Annotated in this window: 15 protein-coding genes; 14 read left to right on the forward strand and 1 reads right to left on the reverse strand. The window is 62.5% G+C overall.

Going from position 1 to position 14,951, the window contains the following annotated elements; all coding sequences use genetic code 11:
* Positions 1–89 precede the first annotated feature (89 nt).
* A complete protein-coding gene (locus ABVS03_RS06510) occupies positions 90–398 on the reverse strand; it encodes a hypothetical protein (protein WP_330971667.1) in 309 nt (102 codons plus the stop codon).
* A 119-nt stretch (positions 399–517) separates the two neighbouring features.
* Between ABVS03_RS06510 and ABVS03_RS06515 the strand changes: the two genes are divergently transcribed.
* From ABVS03_RS06515 to rsmI, 14 genes are all read left to right on the forward strand, one after another.
* Entirely contained in the window at positions 518–1,804 is a 1,287-nt protein-coding gene (locus ABVS03_RS06515; RefSeq protein WP_368018487.1) for an aminotransferase class I/II-fold pyridoxal phosphate-dependent enzyme, read from the forward strand.
* A 170-nt stretch (positions 1,805–1,974) separates the two neighbouring features.
* The gene (locus tag ABVS03_RS06520; protein WP_368018488.1) at positions 1,975–2,901 is read left to right on the forward strand and encodes a tetratricopeptide repeat protein; all 927 of its coding nucleotides are present in this window, start codon (positions 1,975–1,977) and stop codon (positions 2,899–2,901) included.
* 30 nt (positions 2,902–2,931) lie between these two features.
* Entirely contained in the window at positions 2,932–3,243 is a 312-nt protein-coding gene (locus ABVS03_RS06525) for an STAS domain-containing protein (RefSeq protein ID WP_368018489.1), read from the forward strand.
* Positions 3,244–3,286: 43 nt separating this feature from the next.
* On the forward strand, positions 3,287–3,925 hold the full coding sequence (locus tag ABVS03_RS06530) for a twin-arginine translocase TatA/TatE family subunit (protein WP_368018490.1): 639 nt from the start codon (positions 3,287–3,289) through the stop codon (positions 3,923–3,925).
* A gap of 2 nt (positions 3,926–3,927) precedes the next feature.
* Complete coding sequence (gene tatC / locus ABVS03_RS06535; protein ID WP_330971662.1) at positions 3,928–4,719, forward strand: twin-arginine translocase subunit TatC; 792 nt, start codon at positions 3,928–3,930, stop codon at positions 4,717–4,719.
* A gap of 9 nt (positions 4,720–4,728) precedes the next feature.
* Positions 4,729–7,305 (forward strand): DNA topoisomerase I, encoded by a 2,577-nt coding sequence (locus ABVS03_RS06540; protein ID WP_368018517.1) that lies wholly within the window; start codon positions 4,729–4,731, stop codon positions 7,303–7,305.
* A 1-nt stretch (position 7,306) separates the two neighbouring features.
* Entirely contained in the window at positions 7,307–7,948 is a 642-nt protein-coding gene (gene tmk, locus ABVS03_RS06545; protein ID WP_330971661.1) for a dTMP kinase, read from the forward strand.
* A complete protein-coding gene (locus ABVS03_RS06550) occupies positions 7,941–9,065 on the forward strand; it encodes an ATP-binding protein (RefSeq protein WP_368018491.1) in 1,125 nt (374 codons plus the stop codon). The genes tmk and ABVS03_RS06550 overlap by 8 nt, the downstream gene beginning before the upstream one ends.
* Positions 9,062–10,648, forward strand: coding sequence for a regulatory iron-sulfur-containing complex subunit RicT (ricT, locus tag ABVS03_RS06555; RefSeq protein WP_368018492.1), 1,587 nt, complete (start codon positions 9,062–9,064; stop codon positions 10,646–10,648). The genes ABVS03_RS06550 and ricT overlap by 4 nt, the downstream gene beginning before the upstream one ends.
* Positions 10,649–10,777: 129 nt before the next feature.
* Positions 10,778–12,106: a DNA polymerase IV gene (dinB, locus tag ABVS03_RS06560; RefSeq protein ID WP_368018493.1), complete on the forward strand. Its 1,329-nt coding sequence runs from the start codon at positions 10,778–10,780 to the stop codon at positions 12,104–12,106.
* Positions 12,107–12,121: 15 nt separating this feature from the next.
* A complete protein-coding gene (locus ABVS03_RS06565; protein WP_330971657.1) occupies positions 12,122–12,388 on the forward strand; it encodes a hypothetical protein in 267 nt (88 codons plus the stop codon).
* Positions 12,389–12,425: 37 nt separating this feature from the next.
* Positions 12,426–12,851, forward strand: coding sequence for a 6-carboxytetrahydropterin synthase (locus ABVS03_RS06570; protein ID WP_330971656.1), 426 nt, complete (start codon positions 12,426–12,428; stop codon positions 12,849–12,851).
* Positions 12,852–12,952: 101 nt separating this feature from the next.
* Positions 12,953–14,005, forward strand: a complete 1,053-nt coding sequence (locus ABVS03_RS06575) for a glycoside hydrolase family 5 protein (protein ID WP_368018494.1) — start codon at positions 12,953–12,955, stop codon at positions 14,003–14,005.
* The gene (gene rsmI, locus ABVS03_RS06580) at positions 14,005–14,868 is read left to right on the forward strand and encodes a 16S rRNA (cytidine(1402)-2'-O)-methyltransferase (protein ID WP_368018495.1); all 864 of its coding nucleotides are present in this window, start codon (positions 14,005–14,007) and stop codon (positions 14,866–14,868) included. Before ABVS03_RS06575 ends, rsmI begins: the two co-directional genes overlap by 1 nt.
* Positions 14,869–14,951: the final 83 nt, after the last annotated feature.

Raw genomic sequence — 14,951 nt, forward strand, 5'->3', positions numbered from 1 at the left:
ATAGAGATGCTCATGCAGAAGGGGCGCACCGGTACAGCCGGATGCGCCCTTCGCTTTCTCTTCTGATGGCAAGAGATATATATGCAGGCCTACTCCACGGTGCCGTACGTGTAGCCCCAGCCATGTGCCGTGATGATGGAGTTCAGCTGGTCGCAGAGGCGTGCCCGCTTGTAGGAGCCCGAAGGCAGGAGCTCCAAGACCTCCATGAGGTCGGGGCCAAGGTCGTCCACCTCGCCTCGCGTGATCACATCGATGCTCGAGACGGAGCCGCTCATGTTGCCCTGGTAGAGCTCGTCTACCAGGTGCTGCAGCTCGCCGTATTCATCCGAGCGCTCGTTCGTGCGGAGCGTCTTGTGTGTGCTGTGGCCCCTGTGCGGGGCAGATGCATGGTTTCTCATATGTGACATGATAGCAAGGAGGATGCATCTGTCATCCAGAATGCACCTATACTTGAAAAGCATGCATCACGTGCAGGGAGGTGCAGGACTCCCTGTGCAGCAACGATGAGGGAGGCCTCATGGGCAACGTATATGAAAGCATGGAGACCGAAGAGCTCGACCGCACCATCGCGGAGCTCGAGCAGGAGGTTGAAGATCTCAAGGCGCAGGGGCTTGCGCTCGATATGACGCGTGGCAAGCCGTCGCCCGAGCAGACTGACCTCTCCCGTCCGATGCTCGACCTCGTGAATTCCCATTCCGATCTGATGGATGGCACGCTCCAGGTGAACAACTACGGAGGTCCGGATGGCCTGCCGTCGGCACGTCGCCTTGCGGCCGACTACCTTGGCGTCGATCCTGCCAATGTCGTCGTTATCGGCTCTTCGAGCCTGAACCTCATGCACGACGTTGTCTGCCACGCCTATACGCACGGCATCGCAGGGAACAAGCCTTGGTGCGAGCAGGGCAAGGTCAAGTTCCTCTGCCCGTCTCCGGGATATGACCGCCACTTCAAGGTCACGGCTTACTACGGAATCGAGAACGTGCCGGTTCCCCTGAAGGAAGACGGCCCCGACATGGACATGGTGCGCCGCCTCGTCGAGGGCGACCCGACGGTCAAGGGCATCTGGTGCGTGCCGAAGTACGAGAACCCGACCGGCATCACGTACTCGGACGAGGTTGTCCGTGCCTTCGCGAACCTCCATCCGGCGGCACCCGACTTCCGCATCTTCTGGGACAATGCCTATGCCGTGCACGACTTCTACGAGGAGGGGGACCATCTCCTCAACATCTTCGAGGCCATGGCAGAGGCAGGCACGACCGACCTCGTCTACGAGTTCGGCTCCACGGCCAAGATCACGTTCCCGTCGAATGGCATCGCCTTCATGACAGCATCTCCTGCCGACATGGCAGAGATCCGCGAGGCCTTCTCCGTCATGCGCGTCTCGCCGGAGAAGATCTCCCAGTATGCCCACGTGCTGTTCCTGAAGGACATGAAGACCATCCACGAGCACATGATGAAGCATGCTGCCATCGTCCGTCCGCGCTTCGAGCTCGTCGAGTCGAAGCTCACGGAGGGCCTCTCCGACCTCGGCGTCGCGACATGGACCCATCCGCGTGGCGGCTACTTCGTCTCCTTCGATGGCCCCAAGGGCTCGGCCACAAGGATCGTGTCGCTCTGCGCAGAGATCGGCGTGAAGCTCACGGCAGCTGGTGCCACCTGGCCGTATGGACACGACCCCTATGACACGAACATCCGCATCGCCCCGACGTTCCCGAAGATCGAGGACCTCGGCCGTGCGCTCGATGTCTTTGTCGTTGCCGTGAAGCTCGTCTCGGCACGCCTTGCCCGCGAAGCGCGCGCATAGCTCTCCGGAGAATCTTCACACTCTTTGGCACCTCCCGCACAACCTGCGGGAGGTGTTACTTTAATATGGGTGTTCCATCAACAATTGCTGGATGGCAGCAAACATAGTATGTATGGCGGACGTATGATGGCTGTCTTGGACAGCGTCGTATGATGCTTGGGAGCCATGCAATGAAGAAGGAGCTCGTCGCAATGCCGAAGAAGACACAGGGAAGCGCACGCAAGGCCAAGGGTGCTGCTACGTCTGCCACGCAGAAGACGTCGCAGAAGAGCGCTCCGGCCGCAAAGAGCGCGAAGAAGTCGAAGGGCGCGCACTGGAAGCCCGGAGAGCCTGTGAGCCTGCCGGTCCGCATTGTCCTCATCGTCTTCATCGTCCTCATGGCGCTCTCCATGATGCTGCCGTCGCTCACCTATCTGGCAGCGGGAAATTCGAGCGCAGACTCCCAGGACAGCTCCCAGACGTCCGATACATCTTCCGACAGCTCGGACTCCTCGTCTGACGACAGCTCCGCCGACGCAATCGATTCACGCTACCAGGCGCTTGTCGACGCGCAGCAGAAGAAGCTCGATTCCGACCCCAATAATCTTGCTGCTCTTCTCAACATGGGCAATGACTATATGAAGTGGGGTGTCGCGCTCCTGCAGGCGAGCTCGGCAGATGCCGACACGAGCCATGCCTACGACGTGCTCGACAATGCTGTCGCCACCTATGACAAGTATCTGGCACTCAACGACTCCTCTGCCGTGAAGGTCGACCGGGCGCTCTGCCAGTACTATGCAGGCGACACGGACGATGCGATCTCCTCGCTCGAGGCACTCACGCAGGAAGATCCGAACTATGGTCCCGCCTGGGCGAATCTCGGCATGCTCTATCAGGTGAAAGGCAGCACGGACTCCGCGAAGAACGCCTACAACAAGGCGATTGCCGTCGAGCCGAATGACGAGTACGGCTCGAAGTCGTTCGCGCAGCAGCAGCTCTCGTCCATCGCCGCCTCCGAATCCTCGTCGTCTTCGAGCTCGAGCTCCACATCTTCGTCTTCGTCGACGTCGACGGGCCTCTCGAACACGCTCTCGAACGAGTCGGGCACCGGCCTCTAAGGAATTCATCCAGGAGAAAGGAAATCTCTCATGGCACTCTCTATAGAAACATCCACGCAGGAAGGCGTGGCCAAGGTCAGCGTGACGGGCGAAGTCGACGTCTCGAATGCACCTGAGCTCAGGCAGGCCCTCGAGGCCGCCCTTGCTTCCGGCGCCAAAGAGGTCGCTGTCGCAATGGAGAACGTCCCCTATATCGACTCCACCGGCATCGGCGTGCTTGTGGGAGCGGCACACGCTGCAAAGGATGCAGACGTGCGCTTCACGATCGTCCGCCCGCAGCGCAATGTCTCGCGCGTGCTTGCGCTTCTCGGCGTGAACGGCGAGCTCAATGTCACGGAGTAGGTCTGTTCTCTTGTTCGATCCGGCGTTTATGGAGGTATGACGCGTGTTTGGCATAAGTGAAACCGAGCTTGCGCTGATCTTGATCTTCGCATTCCTCATCTTCGGGCCTGACAAGCTGCCGGGCATGGGACGCACGGTCGGCCGTGCGATCCGCCAGTTCCGCGATGCTCAGGACAGCGTGACGAAGGTCGTGCAGTCCGAGATCGTCGACCCGATCAACTCGGGCATGAACGAGCCGGCCGCGAAGAAGCGTGCCGAGCAGGCAAAGGCTGCCCAGGCCGAGGATGCAGATATCGAAGGTGCCGAGGGTGCAGAAGCCGTTGCTTCTGCAAAGAAGCCCGAGACCTTTGCCGAGCGCAAGGCTCGTCTCGAGGCAGAGCGCAAGGCCAAGGAGTCTGCTGCTGCCGACGAGAAGAAGCAGGCTGCCTTCGACGAGAACGAGAAGGACGAGGTCGGCGAGTCCTTTGCTGGCGCCGATTCCGACGAGGATCTGCCTGAAGGCGAGGATGAGGCTCCGAAGGAGCCCGATCTCGCTGCGCTCTATGCCATGACGCCCAAAGACCATAAGGCAGAGAAGGCCGAGACGCCTTCCGAGCCTGCCAAGGCCGATGAGGCTCCTGCTTCCGCAACTGCAGAGGCAGCGCCTGCTGCATCTGCCGCCGATTCTGGAAAGGAGGAGTAGGGATGCCTATCGGACCAGCGCGCATGCCGCTCTTCGACCATCTCGGAGAGCTTCGCCGCCGTCTCACCATCATCGTCGTATCCGTGCTTGCCACGGCCGTCATCATCTATTTCGCGACGCCGACCTTGATTGAGTTCATGCTCGATCCTCTGCGCGACATCCTCGGCGACGACGCGAAGCTCCAGGTCCTCACGGTCCTCGGCGGCTTCACGATCCGCTTCAAGGTCGCGTTCTTCTTCGGCACGATCATCTGCACGCCGATCATCATCTGGGAGCTCATGGCATTCTTCCTCCCGGCACTGAAGGAGAAGGAGCGCAAGTGGGTCATCCCGACCGTCGCAGCACTTGTGATCCTCTTCTTCCTCGGCATGATCTTCTGCTACTTCGTGATCGAGAAGGCGGCCTTCGGCTGGCTCATCCAGCAGACCAATGACTTCGCCTCGGCTATCTACAACGCAGAGGACTATCTCGACATCTTCATGAAGCTCGAGATCGGCTTCGGCATCGCCTTCGAGATTCCACTGGTGATCTTCTATCTGTCCATCCTGCACATCGTGCCGTACGCGACGTTCCGCGCCCAGTGGCGCTACATCTACGTCGGCCTCATGACGCTCTCCGGCATCGTCACGCCGGATGCAAGCCCGGTCACGATGCTGCTCATGTTCGCAGCGCTCATCGGCCTCTACGAGATCGCTCTGGCCATCGCCCGCCAGGTCATCACTGCACGCGATGGCAAGGAAGCCCTCAAGTGGACACGCGAGGACTATGAGGAGCACGAGTTCGACAAGGAATAGGTGAAGAGCTTGAAACTCGTTATCACCGAGAAGAATGATGCAGCCACGCAGATTGCGCGGCTGCTTTCCGAATCTGGCAAGCCCAAGGCAGACAAGGTGTATTCGACGCCTATCTATCGCTTCCAGCATGACGGGGAGGAGTGGGTGACCATAGGCCTGCGTGGCCACATCATGGCTCCCGACTTCCCGCCTGAGCTCAAATACAGCAAGAAGGAGGGCTGGTACGGTCTCACCGAAGACGGCGAGCACCTGCCGGCCCATCTGCCTGATACGCTTGCCAAGCCGCCTTTCAAGAAGAAGAAGCCGTTTTTGGAGGACGGCGTGGACGTGAAGGGCTGGAAGATTCCGGCCCTGCCATATCTTGTCTGGTCGCCGATCGAGAAGAAGCCGGCAGAGAAGGAGATCATCCGCTCGCTCAAGAACCTCGCGAAGAAGGCCGACTCCATCGTGATCGCCACGGACTTCGACCGCGAGGGCGAGCTCATCGGCTCCGATGCCCTGCGCCAGGTGCGCCAGGTCGCCCCTGATACGCCGGCGCTTCGCGCCCGCTATTCTGCCTTCACGAAGGCAGAGATCGACCATGCCTTCACGCATCTCGTCGAGCTTGACCAGGATCTGGCCGACGCCGGCGAGAGCCGCCAGTATATCGACCTCATCTGGGGCGCAGCTCTCACGCGCTACCTCACGGTCGCACGCTTCGGCGGCCTCGGCAACACCCGCTCGGCCGGACGTGTCCAGACGCCGACCTTGGCGCTCGTCGTCGAGCGCGAACGGGAGCGCCAGGCCTTCGTGCCGAAGGACTACTGGGTCATCTCGGGCGAGCTGTCGAAGGACAAGGATTCCTTCAAGGTCGTGCATACGACGTCGCGCTTCTGGGACAAGGACAAGGCCGATGCTGCCTTTGCCGCCGTGAAGGATGCCAAGCACGCAACGGTCACGAGCATCGAGAAGAAGTCGCGCACCGTGCATGCGCCGGCCCCCTTCAATACCACCTCCATGCAGGCGGCTGCTGCCGCAGAGGGCATAGCGCCCGGACGTGCGATGAGGATTGCCGAGTCGCTCTACATGAAGGGCCTCATCTCGTATCCGCGTGTCGATAATACGGTCTATCCGAAGTCGCTCGATCTCAAGGAATGCGTGAGGACCTTGAAGGCTGTGCCGCAGTATGCACCGGTCTGCGACAGGCTCCTCGCACAGCCGAAGCTCGTCGCGACCCGCGGCAAGCAGGAGACAACGGACCACCCGCCCATCTATCCGACAGCCGCTGCAGACCCAGGAGACCTCCAGCCTGCCGACTGGAAGCTCTACAACCTGATTGCACGCCGCTTCCTCGCCACCCTCATGCAGCCGGCCACGATCGAAGGCACGAAGCTTGTGTTCTCGATCGAGGGAGAGCCGTTCCAGGCAACGGGAGACGTGCTCGTGAAGCCGGGCTTCCGTGCCATCTATCCTTACGGCATGAAGAAGGACGAGCAGCTCCCGCAGCTTCAAGAAGGCGATGTCTGCGACGTCGAGTCGCTCTCTATGGACGCAAAGCAGACGGAGCCGCCTGCCCGCTACAGCCAGGGCAAGCTCATCCAGGAGATGGAGAAGGCAGGTCTCGGCACGAAGTCGACACGTGCCTCCATCATCGACCGCCTCTTCGAGGTCAAGTATCTCAAGAACAACCCGATCGAGCCCTCCCAGCTCGGCATGGCCGTCATCGAGGCCCTGCACACCTATGCGCCGCACATCACGACGCCGGAGATGACAAGCGAGCTCGAGCAGGACATGAACGAGGTTGCCGAGGGCCGCGAGACCCAGCGCGAGGTTGTGGACCATTCCCGTGCCCTGCTCTCGGGCATGCTCGATGCCCTGATCGATCATACGGAAGACCTCGGCAATGCAATCGCCGATGCGGTCACAGCCGATGCGAAGATCGGCGTCTGCCCGAAGTGCGGACACGACCTCGTCGTGAAGACGTCTGCCAAGACGCGTTCGAGCTTCGTCGGCTGCACGAACTGGCCGGACTGCGATGTCACCTACCCTCTGCCGAAGGGAAGGATCGAGCCGATCGAGGGCGAGGCAGGCGTGTGCCCTGAGTGCGGCGCTCCCCGCATCAAGGTGCATCCATTCAGGAGTCGTGCCTACGAGATGTGCGTGAACCCGAAGTGCCCGACGAACTTCGAGCCGGATGTCGTCGTCGGCGAGTGTCCGGCCTGCAAGGCAGCAGGCAAGGATGCCAAGCTCATCGCACACAAGTCGGAGAAGACCGGCAAGCGCTTCATCCGCTGCGAGAACTACGACGAGTGCGGGACGAGCTATCCGCTCCCTGCCCGTGGCAAGCTCGAGGCGACAGGCGAGACCTGCCTTGCCTGCGGAGCGCCGCTTGTCGTCGTGCATACTGCCCGTGGTCCCTGGAAGCTCTGCCCGAATCCTGCCTGCCCGGAAAACGAGAAGAAGGCAGCGGCGAGAACGGCTGGAAGGGGCGGCAGCAGGACAAGGAGCGCCTCTGCGAGAAGCACTGCCTCGAAGTCCTCTGCCAAGAAGGCGCCGGCCAGAAAGACGGCTGCCAAGAAGGCCACCCGCAAGAAGGCGGCAGAGTAGCATGGGCGCATTCATCAGCTTCGAAGGCATCGACGGCTGCGGCAAGTCGACGCAGGCGCAGATTCTCGCACATACGCTCGAGGCAGCAGGCTTCGAGGTCGTGCTCACGCGCGAGCCGGGCGGAACGAAGATTTCCGAGAAGATCCGCCAGATCCTCCTCGATCCGGAGAACGGCGAGATGGCAGATGGCTGCGAGCTCATGCTCTACGAGGCATCGAGGGCGCAGCTCGTGTCCGAGTGCCTCCGTCCTGCCCTTGCACGCGGTGCCTGGGTCATCTGCGACCGCTATGCGGACTCGACCTTTGCCTACCAGTCAGCCGGCAGGAAGATCGCTCCCGAGACTGTGAAGCGTGCCAATGAGCTCGGCACGCTCGGGCTTCAGCCCGACCTCACGATCCTGCTCGATATGGACCCGGTGCATGCGCTTGCCCGCGCCACGAAGGGCGGTGCCGACCGCCTTGAGGCTGAAGGCATCGCATTCCAGCAGAAGGTCCGCGAGGGCTATCTGGCCCTGGCGAAGGAGGAGCCGGAGCGCATCCGGTGGGTGGATGCTGAAGGGACAGAGGATGCCTGCGCAGAGAGATGCCGGGCAGTGCTTCTGCACGCCTTCCCCGAGCTTGGAAGACGTGGCCTCCATGTCTGAGAAGCTGAGCACGCCTGCAGCGCTTGCTGCGCTCGAGATGCAGGATGCGGTCAGGGACTTCCTTGCACGCTCCGTCACAGAGGGCCATATCACGCATGCCTACCTCTTCTGCGGAGCCCCGGGCTGCGGCATGGAGGAGGCAGCCACGGCGCTTGCCGAGTGCCTTGTCTGCCCGAACGGAGGAGACGGTGCCTGCGATGAGTGCATCAGGGTACGCCACCGCACGCATCCCGATGTCCACTGGCTGCATCCCGGCTCTTCCCAGGGATACCTCGTCTCGGAGATCCGTGATCTTATCGCAGATGTGCAGCTTGCACCGGTGCGTGCAAAGACGAAGCTCTATATCCTCGAGAGCGCGGCGCTCCTCAAGGGTGCCGCTGCCAATGCCCTTCTGAAGACGCTCGAGGAGCCGCCCGAGCATACGGTCTTCATCCTGCTTGCACGCTCTTCGGAGGCGGTGCTTTCGACCATCGTGTCGAGGTGCCAGATCGTGCCGTTCCGTGCCATCCCCGAGAAGGCGGCCGTCGCCCGCGTTGTCCAGAAGACCGGCGTCTCTGCCCAGGATGCAAGGATCGCGCTCTCTGTTGCAGGGACGCCCGATGCAGCCTCTGCCTATCTCGGCGAGCCCTCGAAGCGGGAGCTCCGTGCCCGCACGATCCAGTGCCTGGACGGCCTTGCCGAGGATGACATGTGGGACGTGCTCGTGGCAGCGCGGGGACTCTCGGAGCTTGTGCGCGAGCCTCTGAAGGACGTGAAGAAGGACCAGAAGAAGGAGCGCGACCGGGTTTCCGACTACCTTTCCGCCTCTGCCATCCACTCGCTCGAGGACGCACAGAAGCGCGAGCTTTCCGCCCGTGAGCGTTCGGGTATGATGGAGGTGTTCGCAGTCACGGAATCCGTGCTCCGCGATGCCCTGCTCATTGCGGATGGGTGCGCGGAAGATGCCGTGAATGCCGATATTCCCGGGCTTCAGGAGCGCATTGCCGATGCCGGCACCCCTGCCATCATGGCAGGATTTGCCGCAGTCGGCGAGGCACGCCAGAGCCTTGCCCATAATGTCTCATCCCAGCTGACCCTGGAGGTCATGCTGTGTGCCATCAAGGAGGCACTTACGTGACCACCATCATCCCTGTCAAGTTCAAGTACTCGCTGCGCGAGCTCTGGTTCGATCCGAAGGAGACGGGTGCCCGCGAAGCCGACCATGTGATTGTCACGACGGAGCGCGGCACCGAGATCGGCCTTGCGGTTGGCGACCCGTGCGAGGTGGACGACGAGACGCTCGAAGCCACGATCGGCACGGCGCCTCTCCAGAATGTGCTCCGCATCGCGACAGAGGCCGATCTTGCCCACGCAGAGCATCTTGCCGAGCTCGGCGAGAAGGCCATGCCGATCTTCCGCAAGCATGTCCATGAGTCCGGTCTCGATATGAAGCCGGTCGGCGTCGAGTATCTCTTCGGCGGCGAGAAGGTCGTCTGCTACTTCGCGGCAGAGGACCGCGTCGATTTCCGCCAGCTCGTCCGCGAGCTCTCCCATGAGCTGCATGCCCGCATCGATATGCGCCAGATCGGCGTCCGCGAGGAGGCTGCCATTGTCGGCGGCTATGGCCACTGCGGCCAGGAGCTGTGCTGCCGCCGCTTCGGCCATGAGTTCCAGCCGGTATCGATAAGGATGGCAAAGGAGCAGGACCTGCCGCTCAACTCCTCGAAGATCTCCGGCGCCTGCGGGCGCCTCATGTGCTGCCTGCGCTATGAGTTCGAGGCCTACCGCGACTTCAAGAGCAGGGCGCCGAAGAGGAATGCCGTGATTGACACGCCGCTCGGCAAGGCAAAGATCGTCGAGTACGATACGCCGAAGGAAGAGCTGCTGCTCCGTGTCGAGAACGGCAAGTCGTTCCGCGTGCCCCTGAAGGACATGACGGCAAGCGAGGCTGCCTGCAAGAAGTCCGAAGAGCTCGGATGTGCCTGCCGTCCCGATACGGTGACGCGCGCCGTCCTCGACAAGCTCGATTCTCCCGATATCCAGATGGCGCTGGCAGAGCTCGACCGCGAGCACGGCGTGCTGCCGCCTGAGCCGACGCTTCCCGAGGCAGACATCCTGCCCGAGACGAAGAGGAGACGTCGCCGCGCCGAGAGCAAGACGCAGGGCCAGGACAGCGCACATATGGTGAAGGTCGAGATTCCGGATGGAAGCCCGGCTCCCGCCACGCCGAAGCCGCGCCGCCGCCGCAAGGTCCGCATGGACGCGCCGCAGCAGGCATCAGAAGCCGCATCCCAGGAGCGTACGTCTGCGGGAGAGGCACCTTCCCGTACCCGTCGCCGCCATCATCACGTCGAAGGCGCTCCTGAGGCTTCCCAGGAGCAGCAGAAGCAGCCGAAACAGAAGACAGAGCAGCCGCATCCCCAGCGTCGCCGCCATGCCGCACCGGAGCAGGGAGAGGGTGCAGCTGCTGGCAATGGCCCTCGCCGTACCCGCCGCCGTCCCGGCGACAGGGGAGGCCAGGCGCAGGATGCGCAGAAGGGCAGAGGCTCCCGCCAGGAGGCATCTTCCCAGAAGGGCTCCGGCAAGGATGGAGCCTCCCGTCCGAAGCATCTGCGTCCTGAAGGGCAGAAGGGCGGCGAGCGTCCCCGCCGTCGCCATCGTTCCGGCGGCAAGGGGCAGGGTGGCGCCGAGCCGTCCTCTGGCGCTCCTTCCGCCGAGTGATTCCCGGATTCGAACGTAATATAAAGAACTTGTGTTCGGCCTTTCCGCTATGATGGAGAGGCCGAATTTCTGTCGTTCCCCTCTGGCATACTACGAACAGATGTTCCATACTGGATGCGAGGAGGAGCGATGGAAGAAAAGCATGCATGCGCCCGCGCGGCGCACATCGCCTTCGGCGGTGCGATCGATGCGAGCCGTGTCATCATCCACAGCGACATGAATGCCTTCTACGCAAGCGTCGAGCAGGCAGAGCACCCCGAGCTGAGAGGCCTTCCTGTCATCGTCGGCGGCGACGAAGAAGCCCGCCACGGCATCGTCCTCACGGCAAGCTACGAGGCGAAAAGGCGAGGCGTGAAGACAGCCATGGCGCTCTGGGAGGCGCGCAGGGCCTGTCCCGAAGCGATCGTCGTGCCGCCACACTACAGGCTCTATCAGCGCTATTCGCAGCTGGCCCGCAAGATCTACTACGACTACACCGACCTCGTGGAGCCGTTCGGACCGGATGAGGCCTGGCTCGATATCACGGAGTCGGCCCATCTTGCAGGAGGCGATGCGACCCTCATCGCCCAGGAGATCTCGGAGCGCATCCTCTCCGAGCTCGGGCTCACGGTCTCGGTCGGCCTTTCCTGGAACAAGATATTCGCGAAGTTCGGCTCGGACCACGACAAGCCGAATGGGTTCATGGAGATCAGGCCGGAGAATGCCGGGCGTCTCGTCTGGCCCTATCCGGTGGAAGACCTCCTCTATGTCGGGCCTGCGACAGCGCGCAAGCTCTCCTGTCTCGGCATCCGCACGATAGGCGAGCTTGCGGCATCGGATGAGGAGCTCATACGCCGCACGCTCGGCCGGATGGGCCTTGTCGTGCGCTCGTTTGCCCAGGGACGCGACAGGGATCCGGTGCGGCCGTTCGTGCCGACCGCCTCCGATATCGCACGCGAGATCAAGAGCGTAGGGAATGGCATAACGGCACCGTTCGATGTTGCAGACGAGAGATGCGCCCGCCAGATCGTCTGGCTCATGGGCGAGTCGGTCGCACAGCGGCTCCGCGCGCTCGGGTTCGCAGCGCAAGGCGTTGCCGTCTCCATGAGGGACGCGAGCACGCTCATGCAGGAGACACGGCAGGTCCGCCTGACCCGTCCTTCCTGCCTTACGCAGGAGCTCTGCAGCACGGCAGCCGATCTCTTCTGTGCGAGCTGGGATGTCGAGAGCCGTCCAGCACGCGGCATCGGGGTGCGCGCGATCGGCCTTGTGCCGGCAGAGGGGCCAATCCAGCTTGATCTTGCCGGCACGGAGCTCTCGAGGATACGCCTCAAGGCGCTCGACGACGCAATCGACGGGCTCAGGTCGCGCTTCGGCAACCACGCCGTGCGCAGGCTCTCGGAGCTCGCCGATTCGAGGCTTTCCGCTCTCGATCCCGAGAAGGACAACACCGTTCATCCGGTATCGTATTTCGCGTAAGGGAGGCAGCACTCCATGAGGGGCGTGGTAGAGCGCCAGAAGCGCTATGTCACAGTCATATCGAAGACCGATGAGGATGGCAGGGTGACGCCACTCACCGTCGTGTGGGAGGACGGAGTGCGCTACGATGTCGACCGTGTGCTCGACGTGCGGCAGGCCTGCTCGCTCAAGACCGGCGGGTGCGGCGTACGCTACACCGTAAAGGTGGGAGGGCATCCGACCTACCTCTTCTTCGAGGGGCCGCGCTGGTTCGTGGAGGCAAAGGTCGTGCCTCTGCCATGACTCTGGCGGGCAGATGCTGCCCGGGAAAGGCAATGCCATGTATCAGCTCAAGACCGAAGCAAGCTTCGACGGTGCCCATTTCCTGACCGACTATAACGGGAAATGCGAGAACCTCCATGGACACCGCTGGCGTGTCGTCGTCTATATCAGGCAGGAGGAGCTTGGGAAAGAGGGCACCATGAAGGATATGGTCGTGGACTTCGGCGTCTTCAAGAAGAAGGTGCGCGACGTCGTGAACAGCTTCGACCACATGTTCCTCGTCGAGGAGGGCTCGCTTGCTCCTGCCACGATCGAGGCGCTCGAAGGCGAAGGCTTCGTCCTCAAGATGCTGCCGTTCCGCACGACCGCCGAGAACCTTGCGCACCACTTCGCAGACCTGCTCCAGGCCGAGGGGCTTCCCATATATGAGGTCGACGTGTATGAGACGCCGCTCAACTGCGCAAGCTACTTCCCTGAGGGCTGAAGGCTGCGTTCCGTTCGGACGATGCAGCTGTTCATAAGGGGCAGCTCTCCAGCTTGAGGGTATAATTTCAGGAAAGCGCAACCGGAGATGAGGTGGCAGGCATGACAGAGGAGACCAGGTACCACGGGGTGAATCTGACCGGGTGGCTCACGCTCGAGTCATGGGTGACGCCCGAGCTGTTCGCCGATTCCGGAACGCTCACCGAGAGAGATCTGGCACGGGTGCTGGGACCTGTCCACTACAAGGACCTGATTGGCGCACACAGACGCTCCTTCATCACGGAAGACGACTTCAGGAACATCGCCGACCGCGGCTACAATGCCGTGCGTCTGCCGGTGCCCTGGTATGTCCTCGGAGCGGATGGTCCTGCCGCTGGTCCCTATATCGGCTGCCTTTCCCAGGTCGACGATGCGATAGGCTGGGGAAACAGGTGCGGCCTCAAGGTGCTGCTGTCCCTGGCCATATCTCCGGGAGCTTCAGAGTTCCGTGACGACCCGATCTCTGCGGCTGCCATGTCGCAGGACCGCAGGAGCGAGGTCATCGATCTTCTGGTCGAGCTGGTCCGGCGCTACGCCGTGGAGGACTCGTTTCTGGGCATCGAGCTTGCAGACGATCCGGTGCCGCAGAAGCGCCAGGGGCTCTGGCAGATGTCGGACGGCGTGCCGCTCCATATGCTCAGGAACTACTACCGCATGGCATACGAGGCAATCCGGAACGAGGCAGGGGATGCCCCTGTGATCGTGCTGCCCGACGCCGGCATGCCGGCGTCGTGGGACTTCTTCCTTGCCCGCAGCCATGACGGGAACGTGTGGCTCGACTGCCACCTCTACCAGTATCTCGACGATCTCAGCAGAGCATCGACGGCTGTCGATGTGCGGGCGCTCGCGAAGCGCTCGGCGAAGACTCTGGCGCGCGAACGCCGCTCGAAGCTTCCTGTCATGGTCGGCAAGTGGTCGGCAGCGCTGCCGTATTCCGATTCTGTCACGACACCCGAAGGGCGCATCGCCCTCGAGCGTGTCTATGTTTCGGAGCAGCTTGCTGCCTACAAGGACTGTCCGGCCTGGTTCTTCCAGACCTGGAAGACATCGGGCAGGCTCCCGAACTGGGATGCACGGATTGCGCTTTCGAGCTTCGAGAGGAGGCTCCTCGATTGATGGCAGGCATGCTCTCCATGGTGGGGACGCCCATCGGCAACCTCCAGGACGTCTCGGCGCGTGTCCGGGAGACCCTTGAGGGCGCTGATGCCATCTTCTGCGAGGATACGCGCGTCACAGGGAAGCTCCTCGCTGTGCTCGGCATCCATGTGCGGCTCGAGCGCGCAGACGAGAACATCATCGCCCAGAAGATCGCTCCGACGCTCGAGCGGCTGGAGAGCGGCGAGCGCATCGCCTTCGTCTCGGATGCCGGCATGCCGGGCATCTCCGATCCTGGCCAGCGTCTCGTCGATGCGGCACTCGATGCGGCGCTGCCCGTCGAAGTGATACCGGGGCCATCAGCGGTCATCTGTGCACTCGTGGCATCGGGGCTCTCGTCTGACCACTTCTTCTTCGAAGGATTCCTGCCCAGGAAGGCCGGCGACCAGAAAAGGCGCCTCGCGGAGCTTGCACAGATTCCTGGCTCTCTTGTCATCTACGAATCTCCCAGGCGCGCGCTCCAGACAGCAGAAGCGCTCGCCGAGGCGTTCCCTGAGCGCAGGTGTGCCCTTGTGCGCGAGCTCACGAAGATCCACGAAGAATGCGTGCGCGGGCAGGCGCCCGAGCTAGCGGAGAAGCTTGCGGCACGTCCGGAGATCAAGGGCGAATGCGTCTTTGTGGTCGAGGCTCCGACACAAGAAGAGCTCACGGCGCGGCGTGAGGCAGAAGGCACGCGGCTGCCGCTCGACAAGGCGATTGCCGCGGGACTTGCCGAGGGGGAGCCGAAGAGCGCTCTTGCGAAGCGCCTCGCAAAGGAATACGAGGCCTCCCGGCAGGACATCTATGCACAGATTCTTGCTGCTGCACAGGAGGATGCAGGCTGAGGGGCTCACTGCCGCACCGATTCTTTCAGGTTCAGAGAATGCAGAGCCGCCCGCAGACAGTTTCCTGCCGTCTGCGAGCGGCG

This window comes from Olsenella sp. AGMB03486, from assembly GCF_040884255.1.
Classification (GTDB): Bacteria; Actinomycetota; Coriobacteriia; order Coriobacteriales; family Atopobiaceae; genus Olsenella_L; species Olsenella_L kribbiana.